6 protein-coding genes and 1 pseudogene are annotated in these 14238 nt (G+C 48.4%); 5 read left to right on the plus strand and 2 right to left on the minus strand.

From position 1 onward, the window contains the following. Nucleotides 1–494: 494 nt before the first annotated feature. The 3 genes and pseudogenes from ACWHX8_RS04765 to hepT all read left to right on the plus strand — a co-directional run. Nucleotides 495–1571, plus strand: coding sequence for a hypothetical protein (locus ACWHX8_RS04765; protein WP_447970817.1), 1077 nt, complete (start codon nt 495–497; stop codon nt 1569–1571). A 241-nt stretch (nt 1572–1812) separates the two neighbouring features. Further along, nucleotides 1813–2532 (plus strand): hypothetical protein, encoded by a 720-nt coding sequence (locus ACWHX8_RS04770; RefSeq protein WP_447970818.1) that lies wholly within the window; start codon nt 1813–1815, stop codon nt 2530–2532. A gap of 134 nt (nt 2533–2666) precedes the next feature. Next, a pseudogene (hepT, locus tag ACWHX8_RS04775) lies at nt 2667–2942 on the plus strand (type VII toxin-antitoxin system HepT family RNase toxin); the annotation flags it as partial. A 95-nt stretch (nt 2943–3037) separates the two neighbouring features. Here hepT and ACWHX8_RS04780 read toward each other — a convergent pair. Then, entirely contained in the window at nt 3038–6589 is a 3552-nt protein-coding gene (locus tag ACWHX8_RS04780; RefSeq protein ID WP_447970819.1) for a DEAD/DEAH box helicase, read from the minus strand. 347 nt (nt 6590–6936) lie between these two features. After that, the gene (locus ACWHX8_RS04785; RefSeq protein ID WP_447970820.1) at nt 6937–7944 is read right to left on the minus strand and encodes a polyprenyl synthetase family protein; all 1008 of its coding nucleotides are present in this window, start codon (nt 7942–7944) and stop codon (nt 6937–6939) included. A 308-nt stretch (nt 7945–8252) separates the two neighbouring features. On the opposite strand from ACWHX8_RS04785, the gene gltB reads away from it, so the two are divergent. Continuing rightward, on the plus strand, nt 8253–12806 hold the full coding sequence (gltB, locus tag ACWHX8_RS04790) for a glutamate synthase large subunit (RefSeq protein WP_447970821.1): 4554 nt from the start codon (nt 8253–8255) through the stop codon (nt 12804–12806). Next, entirely contained in the window at nt 12799–14229 is a 1431-nt protein-coding gene (locus ACWHX8_RS04795; RefSeq protein WP_447970822.1) for a glutamate synthase subunit beta, read from the plus strand. The genes gltB and ACWHX8_RS04795 overlap by 8 nt, the downstream gene beginning before the upstream one ends. Nucleotides 14230–14238: the final 9 nt, after the last annotated feature.

Genomic DNA, 14238 nt, shown 5'->3' on the forward strand with positions numbered 1-14238 from the left:
GGGCTATAGCCGATTCACTGAACTTCCGAACCCTTGAAGGTTTTGACACTGCGTTGAAAGTCTTTAGGCATTAACTGGACCGACTTGAGATTCGCTATAGTTGATCGACCTCAGCTGGAACTTATTTGAATTCGCTATAATCTGTGAAATAATCCGCTTCAATTTTCGGGCGTGAATGCAGGCAGTTCTCCGTCGTTCCGCTCGTGCGTGTATCGCGGCATTCTATAGCCGATTCAATGAACTTCCGTACCCCCGACGCGTTGGATACCGCGTAGAAAGTCCTCATAGTTCAATTGGACTTGGACACCTGTAATCGAGACAGTGGTAGGAACAAGGTCGCAATGATGAACGTCCGTCAGGCCTATCCAGGTGATTCAACGACCGTGTCCAAGCACACTGATGTGTATTTGGATTCGCTATAGTTCTTGGAAAAATTTCCCGAATAAGTCAGGACACGTGTGTCCTGTATCTTGCCATTCACGTGGGGGATGAGTATGGCGTATCAACTGAATCCTATAAGCCCGTTTCAGTGTGTTCGAAGAATAGCCATTATTGGCATGATACTGGCCTGTACGATCGTCTCAAATATCGCTGAGGTTGGGGCTGATGACTCTCTGAATCGAAATGAAAAAATTGTTTATCGCAGCATGAATGGAAAGGCGAACATTGATGTGGGGCTAGCCAGTTGGATGAGCCAAGGTCGCTCCAATTTCAATCACGATGCGTCCAACTTGAGTTCGCTATTAGGGGATCCAACATCTGCACTAGATTACAAAGATGTGTGGAGCAATATTGTGGAGTTGAATGCCCGGTTGGTTCATAAGAAAGGATTTTCGCTCAAAGGGAAAATTGGATATGGGGCCATTACTGACGGAACGTTGATTGACGATGACTTTGTGAGTGCGAGTGGGGCGACGGCATTTGGGGCCTCGGTGAGTGGCCCACATCGCATCTCTCGCACAGAAAGCGACGTCAGTGATAGTTATGTCTTCTACCTGAATGGGGATGTTGGGCTGATGTTTTACCGATTTGCAGGCAATAAAGGGTTGGTGAATGCGGTTCTCGGGTTTCAATATTGGCGAGAAAAATATGTCGCCCGGAGTGTCAGACAACTTGAATGTACGTCGGTTGGGTCGTTTTGTCGTGCGGTGGGAACCGCGTCCTTTGTCGGGACCAAGGCCATTACCAATACGGTCCAATGGACATCCATGCGAGTGGGTGCCGAAGGTGAAATGACCTTTTGGGATCGCCTGACTTTTGAGGGGGAAGCCATTGCTCTTCCGCTCGCGTGGCTTCATAACGAAGATCGGCATCATTTGCGAACGGATCTTCGAGGCAACCCGAGTTTTAAAATGACCGGGTTAGGCTATGGGTTTAACCTGGAAGGCGGGGTGCGATTGCGAATCTTCGAGCAATTCTTCATTCATGGCGGCTATCGATACTGGTGGTTAAACGTCGAGGACGGTGATTGGGAAAACTTCCCGGCCTCCGGCGGCGGGTCCACCGCCAACCTGAATGAATTCCGTACTTTCCGACATGGCGCGACGTTCGGCATGAGTTATCGGTTTTAGTCCAGCGCCGTGAGTGTGACCTGTCATGAGCATTTCTACAACACGTGTATTCTAACTAAGGCTTTGCATGGAATACTCAGCTCCTCTCTCCATTGAGCAAGTCGTTCGAGATAAACGAACCTTTCATCTTGCTCAAGTGTTCAAGGAAGGGTGGAAGGTGTTTAGGGCGTGTCCTTTCAGGCTCTTCTTTCTGTGCTTTCTAGCTCTCCTACTAAGAGATAGTTGGAATTCTCTCTATACGATGAATTGGGTAATTGGTGAAGCCATATTCTGGGCATTCCTTCCTGTTTGTATCGCATATCTGACCTGGGACGTTTTACAGAATCGTAGAAGAACCGTTGCCGAAACCTTTACAGATTGGACAGTCTTCAAAAGTCCTTTGCTCTGTGGACTTATACCCACGCTTTCAAGTTTTGCACTTGATTGGCTACTTGGGTTATCTCAGGAGGGAATTTCTGGAGACGAAGGGGGTTTCCAGCTACTATTGTCATCACTCAGCGTTGGGGTTTTTGGTGTGTTGTACGCTTGCCTTCTATTGTGTTGCTCGCTTGGAATTCTGTTCATGGCCGATCGAGGAGTGAGTGTCAAAGTTGGCTTGGACGCAAGTCTTCGCGCCATCAATTATCATGCAGTGAAAGTGATTTTACTTCATCTGGGATGGATGCTGAATGCGGGCGTACTTGCTTTGGTGACGGGAGGTGTTGCCAGTTTGCTTGCAACTTTTGTCTTTCCCGAAAGCTTCTTCGTGATCTCACTGCAACATTCATTAGAACTGGGTATTTTGGCAGAAAATGTTTCTGAAGAGGCAGGTGAAATTGCATTGAATTTGTTTGTTTTGGCATTTGAATATGTTGGAGTGGCCATTGGTTATGGAATAGGTCTTTGTACATTTGCGGTTGCATACGCGCAAGTGTTTGGCCTTCCTGGATACACGCCAAGTGCCAGTGTTCAAAAATCGTGATTTTCGTCCACGCTATCAATCTTATCTCGATCAGGTTGCCCATGCGTGATCGAGAGCGAATTCTATCAAGAATTTCAGCGTTGCATGAATATTATCGCGAACTCCAGTAACTTGTTCCTGAAAACTTTTCGCAATATGTGGCTTCAAACGACAAAGGCCGTGCCTGTGAGCGATTGCTGCAAATTTCTGTAGAGGTCGTGTTAGATATCTGCGGGCTATTTGTCAGCGGCCTTCAACTCGGCTTGCCTAATGAAGACAACGATCTGTTTGAAAAACTCGAAAGAAATGCGGTGCTCTCAAAAGGCCAGGCAGAACTTCTGCGATCGATCAGGGGATTTCGGAATATTGTCGTTCATGAATATGGCGAGATCGATGATGCCCTCGTCTATAAGATCGCCACGACAAGACTTCAAGATTTCCGTCCCTCAAGCATACTTTTCTTGAGGCGCTTCCAAAATTCGAAAAAGAATAACCCTTGTTTCCGTCAAAGGGATTTTTCGTCCCTTTATCCCAATAAAAAATCAAAGTCGGATTTGCTGATGCCGGCACCGGCTCCTCGTTGCGTGGAGCCTTCCATCACGGCGTCGTACAGGGCGAGTTTGTGTTTTTTGAGGTCCATCATTTTTTCTTCAATGGTGTGATGCATGAGAAACCGCATGATGGAGACTTTTTGTTGCTGGCCAATGCGATGTGCGCGATCAGAGGCTTGATTTTCCACGGCAGGATTCCACCAGGGGTCGAGATGAAAGACATAGGAGGCTTTCGTAAGGTTCAGTCCTTGTCCTCCGGCTTTGAGGCTGAGTAGAAACACCGATGGTTGCTCGCTTTCTTGGAATGTTTGCACCAGTTTTTTTCTGGTTTTGGTCGGAGTTGAGCCATCCAGTCGACTGTAGGGCAAGTGTTGTGTTGTAAATTCCTGTTCAACCAAATCTAAAAACGAAGTGAATTGGGAAAAGACTAATGCACTATGACCTTCGTCCAACAGTTCGTGCAATCGATCAAGTAGGCAGGTGATTTTTGGGGAAGAGTCTGTACTGGTAGCATTGAGTAGTCGAGGTGATAAACAGATTTGCCGAAGTTTCAAGATGGCCGTTAAGGCAATGATTCTCGCTTGTGCAGCTGTTTTGGTCCGATAGGCATCTTCAATGGTCGGTCGAATCTGTGCAATGGTTTGTTGATAGAGTGCTTTTTGTCGATCGGTCAGGTCCAGATAGACATCGGTTTCAATTTTAGGAGGCAGTTCTTTGAGCGTTTCCGATTTGGTGCGACGAAGCACAAATGGTTTTGTACGCTGGAGGAGTTGTTCCACCCGAGGAGGGTCCTGAGGCTTGATTTGAGATTTGAATGTATCATAGTCGCCAAGTAGACCTGGGAGGCACAGGTCAATGATGGAATAATATTCTCCCAGATGGTTTTCGAGCGGTGTGCCGGTCATCGCTAACTTGAACGTTCCCTTCAAACGTCTCGCGGCTCCCGTGGAATGTGCGGTAATGTTTTTGATGGCTTGCGCCTCATCGAAAATAATGACGTTGAAAGGCATTTTTTCGAGTATCTCAATGTCACGCCGAATAATGCCATAGGTGGTAAGGATAATATCGCAATCGTCGAATTGGGGAGTCCGGTCTTTGCCGCTGTACCAACGAACGGTGAAGTCCGGATAAAATCTTGTAATTTCATGTTCCCAATTAAAGAGCAAGCTTGGGGGGAGGACGACGAGGTGTGGGGCCTTGGTGGCGTTCGTCGGTTGCGTCACCAACCCCTCTTGAATGCCTGCCAAGAGGCTAATGGCTTGTAAGGTTTTCCCTAATCCCATGTCATCAGCAAGGCAGGCGCCGAATCGATGTTCATAGAGGAAGCTGAGCCATTGGTACCCTCTTCGTTGATACGTCCGAAGTTTCGCGTTCAACTTGTCCGGCAACGGGACTGGGTCTATTTTTTCAAAGTTCAAGAGACGTTGGAATAAGGCTTCATCATGTTCCGAGAGTACGATGTTGACGCCATGCTTTCGTAACACCATCCAATCTAAAATTTGCAAAGTCGGAACACGGACCACTTTACTTTTTTGGTCTTTGCTTGGCGTGTTCCGCATCGCTGGATAGAGAGACGACAATGTACGCAAGATTTCCATTGCATTCACATCGAGAATCCGCACACCTTCCTCAGTCTCGGACACACTGCCTTTCTGCATAGTCTCTAGCCAGGTGGCTTCTGACATCACGACGCCATTGCATTTGATTTCAGGGCGGATCTCAAACCAGTCAATGTTGCGTGGGCGTTGGGCATCAAATGAAAATTCCCACTCAGATGTGAGGATGGGTTTCTGATGATAGAACAGTTCTATGCCGGCTGCCTGCAACTTGGCGTGGAGTTCTGGCAGTTTCGCGTGAAGTGCGGATAGCGGGATGGTCATCCTGTCATGTCGATTCATATTCCGGAAGAGGTGAAGACCAAACATTTCATAGGGAATGGCATATAAGAGTGCTTGTTTCGTTTTATCATTCGGGAAAAAGCCCCACTGATTATCGGCATAGGCGAGTCGGAAATCCTGTTCTCGATAGAGCGTATGCCAATTTTTGAGTAAATGCTGAGCTTCCGATTTGACGGCGTAAGCTTGAAAGTCGTTTGCCGTCATGGCGTCTTTAATGATGCGAGTGGCGTCAGTTGGCTGCATTGTGCCAAAGAGGCGAAATAATGTTTCAAGGAGAAGCGTCTTGCGTTTTCGCGATCGAAAGGTGTGAGGCAGATCCTTTGCCTGTTCAATGATGAGTATTGCTTGGAACAGTTGCGCGTGAGTTTCAATGTTGTGTCCACCTAGACGGCATTCGGTTTGTAGGGTCGCCAGTGGTTCTCGTAAGTTGGCCTGGATGGGAGCCGTGACATCATCGGATGGCAGTATGCTGAGCCGATAGGTGAGCGATGGTGTCGAATGCTCATGAAGGTCGAATTCTTGAAGCGGAACATTGCGTCCATTAATTTTTAAAATGAGATGTTGCGCGATGTCTTCTTTTCGACTGAAATTGATTTGTAGCTGCCCAAACGCTTCTATGGGTAATTGCAAAGGCTGATGAGGTGTTCGTGTTCCTGGCACGCGAGATGGTGGTGTACGCGTGTGCTCAGACTGTTGTTTGGTCACTGACAAGATGTGCGGTTGTCGGAGTCCTAACGGTCGTCTCCAGATTTCTGTTTCAAGCATGTTCTCGATTAAGGTGTAGATTTCCCAACCCTTGGTATCGTGGAGTGGAGCGAGAGTTTGCGTCTCAAGGTCGGCGACGAGACGTTGAAATGGGCGCGCGTTGGGATGTACCGTGCCACGCAAGAGACAGCGGTTGTGGACATCAATGTGATCTTCCCGGACATCAAGTTCGGTTGCTGAATGATAGTGGCGCGATGGCCGCCAGGTCAGCGTTGTCTGCTCTTCCTGTGTATCAAAGACCAGTGGATGGGTATTACCGTATTGCTCTAAGTACGTGATGAAGTTTTCATAGGCTAACCAGGCAGGATCAAACGTTCCTCTCATGAGTAACGTGAGTTCGGTCGGGATGCCGTAAAACGAACGGCATAATGTTCCGTCTTTTTTTATAGCGATATTCGGTAGTGATTCGTGATCGGATAGCACGACTTCAAGTCGTGACGCCGATGGCATTGGTTGTGTGAGGAGCGAGTGAGAGGACGAAGGTGGCAGTAATTCTTTTCGCAGGACATTTCGACGGGCTGTGTGATTTCCTGGGAGCGAAAAGGTCTCAGGCACAAGGGCATTAATCGTCGTGAGTAATGCGCATATGACGTGCTTGCATTGAGACGTAGAGGTCCAGGCGGGGCAATCACAGGTGTATCTCAAGTCAGGTTCGTGTGCAGACAATTGAACGGAGTATCGCTGGCTGCCTTTGACGTAGGCGGTGAGAAGCGTTCGGTCAGTATTCCATTTATAGAACTCTAACCGTTCTCGTGAATAGTAATCATATCCGCGAAGGATGTAATCTTTGGGCGCGAGCGCATAGATATGGTTTGGTGGAAGGGCTTTGAGTCGTTCGAGAATATGTGGAGATTCATTGGGCATAGTATGCGAAGAGGATCAAGCTGTTGCGGAGTTGGTGGCAGATCAGCTGCACGTTTCGACGTGATGCATCGTCACTGAAGTCCATCGCAAGCACGAGGTTCTTGTTGAGCAAAGATTATCGCAAATCCTGGATGATTACTAGCCGGTGTATGCCTGTTCCTGTTCGTGATTATTCTCATATTATCAGTATCGAGGGTATCCTGAATACGAGATAATTCTCATCATATTGTCTAAGGCGCGTGGGGCAAAACGATTTCTGTTACAACAGGAAGTAGTGCGGTGATGAAGCGAGGCACCCGGTGTGGAGAATGGTGTTTGAACTGAAAGGAAGAGCAACGAGGAACGTTCTATTGATCTCGATTAACCATGTACTGCGACACAATCGACAATGATCGCTTGGCCATGCCATCGGCAAATGGTTCTAAGTCGAGACTTGCCGCTTTGACATATTCCTCAGCTCTTTGTGTGGCGTAGGTCAACGAATGGTGTTCATGCATCAGACCGATAATCGTCGTTAAATCTTCTTCAGTGATTGCCCGACTCTGCACCTTGGATTTAATCCACTGGCGTTGGTCATCTTCACACGTTTGAAAGAGATGAAGCAGAGGGAGCGTCACCATCCCTTGCCGAATGTCTTTGCCTAAGGTCTTGCCGAGTCGCGCACCGTCGGCTAGATAGTCCAAACAATCATCGGTGAGTTGAAAGGCCATTCCTAAGTTTAACCCGAATCGTGCTAACGCGGCCTGTTCAGCTGGAGTCCCTTCGCCAATGGCAGCGCCAATTTTACACGATGCAGCTACGAGGGTTGCGGTTTTATACTCGACAATTTGAAGGTATTCAGGTTCTGTGATCTCTGGGCGGCTATTGGCGCACAATTGCAACACTTCGCCTTCGGTCATTTTGCGACAGGCATCGGCAAGCGATTCGTTGAAGCCATGATTGTGAAATGAGGCAATCTGTGTCATGGCTTGGGAGTAAAGGTAATCACCAACAAGGATACTTGCGTGATTTCCCCATATCCGCCGCGCCGTTTTTTCGCCGCGACGAAGATCGGCTTCGTCTAGGACATCATCGTGAAGCAGTGTGGCTGTGTGGATATACTCAATGAGACTGCCAAGAAGGAGGTATTCTCGTTGAATAAATCCGCAAAGGTTGGCGCTTAAGATCAGTAATAACGGGCGAATCCGCTTGCCACCACTCGCCATGATTTGGCTGGAGATCGTATTGATCAGGGATGCTTCAGAATTCAGATTTTTGTGGACTTGTAATTCAACTTCATTCAATTCCTCTCGATAGGCATCCCACACGTCGGCCATATTTGTGAGGTTTTGAAGAGTTGGGCTGTTACCACTCATGGCGGGCGATACTAGGTGGTATCTGGAAAATTGTCAAGCAAAATGAGCGTATTGTGATGAGGGTAGAATGTGACAAGAAATGCGATACTGGAGTCCAAGTTTTCCGTGGAGCATTCGTCTTGACAGGCTCTGAATTCTTCGATTAATGTGATTCCTTAGTTTTCAAGGGCTTAATTCTTAATCATTCTCTTGTCTCAGGTATGGATCATGCTGTATTGACCCTCCGATATGAGGAATGGATTTCTACACTCTAGAGAAAATTGAAAAATAGTCTTGTTGTATCCCCAGTGTAAGGATCTAGCGCACTCATGAACATTCCAGGTTTTCCTCCGACTCAAGGTCTCTATACCCCGAAAAATGAAAAAGATGGGTGCGGGGTTGGATTCATTGCTCATATTAAAGGCGTGAAATCTCACAGTATTGTCAAAAATGGTCTCAAAATTTTGGACAATTTATCCCATCGTGGCGCTCAGGGATGTGATCCCTGTACGGGAGATGGTGCAGGGATTCTTCTTCAGATTCCACACAAGTTTTTTAGTCGTGTTTTACAAGGACAGGGAATAGACCTCCCTCAGGCCGATGGGTACGGAGTCGGAATGGTCTATTTGCCTCAGGATGAGAAGTCACGACGACAGTGCGAACTCTTGATCGAGAACGTTATTCTGGAAGAAGGTCAAGAATTTCTGGGGTGGCGTGATGTTCCCGTTAAAGAAGAGGCTATTGGTGTTCAAGCAAGAACGACCCTCCCGATTATCCGACAATTTTTTGTTCGTCGTGACCTTCTGAATGAAGAGCAATTTGAGCGCAAACTCTATGTCATACGAAAACGCATTACGCGCGCGGCTCGAGAGTCGGCTATTGTGGGGCGTGAACATGTCTACCTCTGTAGTCTCTCGTGTCAGACGATTGTCTATAAAGGGATGCTGCTCCCAGAACAAGTTCCTGAGTTTTTTCCTGATCTGGCCGACCCGACATTTATTTCCGCGCTGGCATTAGTGCATTCTCGATTTAGCACCAACACCTTTCCAACCTGGTCTTTGGCTCATCCCTACCGGTATACGGTGCATAATGGCGAAATTAATACTCTGAAGGGGAATGTCAACTGGATGAGAGCCCGACAGGGCCGCTTAGCTTCGAAATTATTCGGGGATGATCTGCAGAAATTATTTCCGATTACAGATGATGAAATGCAAAGCGATTCAGCCTGTCTAGATAATGCCATAGAGTTTTTGGTGATGGCTGGACGTCCACTGCCTCACGTCATGATGATGCTGATTCCCGAACCCTGGGTAGGGAATCCTCAAATGGATCTTGATCGTCGCGGGTTTTATGAATATCACGCGGCGATGATGGAACCCTGGGACGGTCCAGCAGCTGTGTGTTTCACTGACGGAAAGTTAATTGGCGCTACCTTGGATCGTAATGGGTTGCGTCCATGTCGCTATCAAGTGACTTCGGATGATTTGGTGGTATTGGCGTCTGAAGCCGGAGTCTTGCCTGCTGACCCCAAGAATATTCGTTCCAAAGGCAGGCTGCAGCCGGGTCGGATGTTTCTGGTCGATACCGTAGAAGGTCGGATCATTGATGATGAAGAAATAAAATCAGATATCATGAAGCGGAAACCCTATCGGCAGTGGTTGACTGAATATCGTGTGTCATTAGATGAATTGCCGGAGCCGTTTAACGTTCCTCAGCCTGATCACCCAACGATTCGCCAGCGCCAACAGGCGTTTGGCTACACTATCGAAGAATTGAAAATGGTGCTCATTCCTATGGCCGTCACTGGCGAAGAGCCTATTTCTTCCATGGGCACGGATACTCCGTTGGCAGTGCTATCTCAGAGGCCGCAACTCCTGTTTAAGTATTTCAAGCAGTTGTTTGCGCAAGTCACCAATCCACCAATTGATCCGATTCGTGAACATCTCGTGATGTCGCTTGTGACGAATATTGGTCCGAAACCCAATGTGATTGCGGAAGTGCCGGAGGCCTGTCGGCGGATTAAATTGCAGCAACCCATTTTAACTAATGCTGAACTCCAAAAAATTCGAGACTTTGGCGATCCGCACTTTAAAAGCAAAACGCTTTCTTTACGTTTTCGAGTGTCGGAAGGCCCCGAAGGCTTGGCCTCCGCGTTAGATCAACTGTGCACTCAAGCCTCAAAGGCAATCCAAGACGGAGAAAAGTTTCTTATCTTGAGTGATCGCGGGGTCAACAGTGAATGGGCTCCGATTCCCAGTTTGCTTGGAGTGTCAGCCGTCCATCATCATTTGATTCGGCAGGAGACTCGCACAGAAGTGGGTTTGATTCTCGAGACAGGTGAACCTCGGGATGTTCATCACTTTGCCAGTTTAATCGGCTATGGAGCAGGTGCCATCAATCCGTACCTGGTGTTTGAATCTCTCGTTGACATGGAGCGGGAAAACTATCTCCCGGAAGGGGTTGATGCTCAAACCGCCGAAGGGAAGTTTGTCAAAGCGGTGAATAAAGGGTTGTTGAAAATATTCTCGAAAATGGGGATTTCAACACTTCAATCTTATTGTGGAGCGCAGATTTTTGAAGCATTGGGTTTAGCCCCTGAACTCATTGATCGATACTTTACGGGGACTGCTTCTCGAATCGGTGGAATTGGGATTCGGGAAATTGGAGAAGAAACCTTACGGCGACACTCCCAGGCCTATGCCCCTGTGCCTCTTCGTCAACTTGATTTTGGCGGAGAGATTCATTACCGCATTCAGGGCGAACATCACAATTGGAATCCTGATGTAATTTATAAGCTTCAACATTCCACAAAGACGAATGATCCCAAGACATTTGCTGAATTTTCAACACTTGTGAATGAAGAGCAAAAGCGGCGATCCACGCTTCGCGGGCTGTTTGAATTTTCTTTTGCACAGGAACCACTTTCATTGGATGACGTGGAGCCAGCCAAAGATATTGTAAAACGATTTACCACCGGAGCGATGTCGTTTGGTGCGATCAGTAAAGAGGCGCATGAAACGTTGGCAATTGCCATGAATCGTCTCGGGGCCAAAAGCAATACGGGAGAAGGGGGAGAAGACCCAGAGCGATTTGGTGTGCTGGACAATGGGGATTCGAAAAACTCCTATATCAAGCAAGTGGCGTCAGGCCGATTTGGGGTAACGGCCCATTATTTAGTCAACGCCAAAGAGCTGCAGATCAAGATGGCACAGGGTGCCAAGCCTGGAGAGGGTGGGCAGTTGCCTGGGCATAAAGTCGATGAGGTCATTGCGCAGTTGCGCTATTCGACTCCAGGCGTGCAACTTATTTCTCCACCCCCTCATCATGATATTTACTCGATTGAAGATCTTGCGCAATTAATCTTTGATTTAAAAAACTCCAATCCAGAAGCTGCCGTTTCCGTGAAGCTTGTCTCTGAGGTTGGTGTGGGAACTGTCGCTGCCGGGGTCTCAAAGGCGCATGCAGATAAAGTACTGATTAGTGGTGATTCCGGTGGAACCGGAGCATCTCCACTTTCCTCTATCAAGTATGCAGGAATTCCATGGGAGTTGGGATTGGCGGAAACCCATCAGACTTTAGTCTTGAATGATCTACGTGGCAGAATTCGAGTCGAAACGGATGGGCAGTTACGGACGGGTCGTGACGTGGTGATTGCGGCCTTGCTTGGAGCTGAGGAGTTTGGATTTTCCACGGCGCCTTTGATTGTTGAAGGCTGCATCATGATGCGGAAATGTCATCTCAACACCTGTCCTGTGGGTGTGGCAACGCAAGATCCTGAACTGCGCAAACAGTTTGCGGGAAGTCCGGATCATGTGGTCAATTACTTTTTCTTCATAGCAGAAGAAATTCGAGGCTTGATGGCAAAACTGGGGTTCCGAACGGTAAAAGAGATGATCGGTCGTGTTGATAAGTTGCACGTGGAAGCGGCTGTGGATCACTGGAAGGCCAAAGGATTAGATTTATCTCCACTGTTAACGAAGCCGAATGTGAGAGATACTGTGGAGACCTCTTGCGTTCAGACGCAGGATCATGGGTTAACCCACATTTTAGACAATCAATTAGTGGAGCTGTGTCGTCCGGCGATTGATGAGGCCAAGCCCGTATCCCATGAACTTGCAATTCGTAATGTGAATAGAACCGTAGGGACCATGCTATCGAGTCATGTGGCCAGGAAGTACGGAGTTAACGGTCTTCCAGAAGATACCATCAAGATTCGATTCACAGGGTCTGCCGGCCAATCATTTGGTGCCTTTTTGTCCACTGGAATTACCCTCACCTTAGTTGGTGAGTCGAATGACTATCTTGGCAAAGGCTTATCCGGCGGGAAAATTATTGTCGTGCCTCCTCAAGGTGTCACCTTTGTACCGGAAGACACGATTTTGATTGGTAATACGTCTTTGTATGGCGCGACTGGTGGCGAGGGCTATTTTTATGGAATGGCGGGTGAACGTTTCGCCGTTCGAAATAGTGGGGCGCGGACGGTCATCGAGGGCGTAGGAGATCATGGTTGTGAGTATATGACGGGTGGTGTGGTCGTTGTTCTTGGGAAGACGGGGCGAAACTTTGCCGCAGGCATGTCAGGCGGAGAAGCCTATGTGCTCAACGAAGAAGGAACATTTGAACTCCGTTGCAACTTGGGAATGGTTGAACTGGAAACCGTGTCAACGCCAGACGATAAGAAAATCTTACGGACCATGATCGAAGCGCATGTTCACTATACAGGGAGTCGAAAAGGGAAAATGATTTTAGATGCTTGGGATTCCATGCTTCCCAAATTCGTCAAGGTAATGCCAACAGATTATAAGCGTGTGCTGCAAGCCCGGAAGGCCGCGTTTGCCAAAGCTCATGCACAACGAGGAATGGAGATGGCTGGTCGTGGCTGATCCGAAAGGGTTCATGAAGTTTACTCGGGAAGGACCGCAACGGCGTCCTGTGGAGTTGCGCGTCTTGGATTGGAAAGAGCTCTATGAGCCATTTCCTGATGAGCGACTCAAGAATCAAGGGGCGCGATGCATGGATTGTGGTGTGCCGTTTTGCCAGAGTCCATCGGGTTGTCCTGTTGTGAACTTAATTCCTGAGTGGAATGACCTTGTCCATCGTGGTCGATGGAAAGATGCCCTGAAAGCCCTGCATACGACCAATAATTTTCCAGAGTTTACGGGTCGTTTGTGTCCTGCTCCGTGTGAGTCGGCCTGCGTATTAGGAATTAATCAAGACCCTGTTTCCATTCGAGTCATCGAGTGGAACATCATTGATAAAGGATTTGACGAGGGATGGGTTGAGCCTGTTCTTCCCATTGTCGTCACTGGAAAGAGGGTGGCTATTGTCGGTTCTGGGCCAGCCGGCCTTGCCGCTGCTCAGCAATTGGCGAGGGCGGGTCATGATGTCACGGTGTATGAAAAGGCTGATCGAATTGGTGGTCTGTTACGGTACGGTATTCCAGATTTCAAGATGGAAAAGTGGGTACTTGAACGACGACTTGAACAAATGTTGGTCGAGGGTGTGAACTTCGAAACCAATGTGCATGTAGGGCACGATGTCACGATTGATGCGCTGCGACAAGATTTTGATGCCGTGTTGCTTACCCTCGGAGCTGAACAGCCTCGTGATTTGCCGGTTCCAGGCCGTGAGTTGCAGGGTGTCCACTTTGCGATGGACTTTCTCACGCAACAAAATAAACGAGTGGCTGGAGATACCATTACTGCAGAGCCTATTACCGCGAAAGGGAAGCGAGTCGTCATCATTGGTGGAGGAGACACCGGGTCCGACTGTTTGGGGACGGCGCATCGGCATGGGTGTTTGGATGTCCATCAATTTGAATTGTTACCTGAACCTCCTCCGACCCGCGCAACCTCTACGCCTTGGCCCTTGTGGCCGATGCAATTGCGAACATCTCATGCCCATGAGGAGGGATGCGACCGTCAGTGGAGCGTATCGACAACGAAATTTTCTGGACACAATGGCCATGTCACCAAGCTTCATGCCCAGCAAGTGCAGTTTGAACATGGGAAGATAACGCCTGTTGCCGGTACAGAATTTGAGATGGATGTCGATTTAGTGCTACTGGCCATGGGGTTTACCGGCCCAGTCAAGCAGGGCCTGCTTGATGCTGCGGGGGTGCAGTATACGGCTCGGGGAAGTGTGGATGTGGATGAAAACTTCATGACCAATGTCGATGGGGTATTTGCTGCCGGAGATACCAAGCGTGGGGCGTCTCTGATTGTTTGGGCCATTGCTGAGGGTCGTAAGGCGGCGGCTGGAATTCATCAATATCTGATGGCCAATGCAACGAGTCTTTTCCGCTAGCCCTCTCGT

Source organism: Nitrospira sp. M1 (genome assembly GCF_965152605.1).

Excerpts from the sequence above, each read along its gene's own strand:
- ACWHX8_RS04765 (WP_447970817.1), top strand. The coding sequence starts at position 495 with ATGGCGTATCAACTGAATCCTATAAGCCCGTTTCAGTGTGTTCGAAGA.
- ACWHX8_RS04770 (WP_447970818.1), top strand. The coding sequence starts at position 1,813 with ATGAATTGGGTAATTGGTGAAGCCATATTCTGGGCATTCCTTCCTGTT.
- ACWHX8_RS04780 (WP_447970819.1), bottom strand. The coding sequence starts at position 6,589 with ATGCCCAATGAATCTCCACATATTCTCGAACGACTCAAAGCCCTTCCA.
- ACWHX8_RS04785 (WP_447970820.1), bottom strand. The coding sequence starts at position 7,944 with ATGAGTGGTAACAGCCCAACTCTTCAAAACCTCACAAATATGGCCGAC.
- gltB (WP_447970821.1), top strand. The coding sequence starts at position 8,253 with ATGAACATTCCAGGTTTTCCTCCGACTCAAGGTCTCTATACCCCGAAA.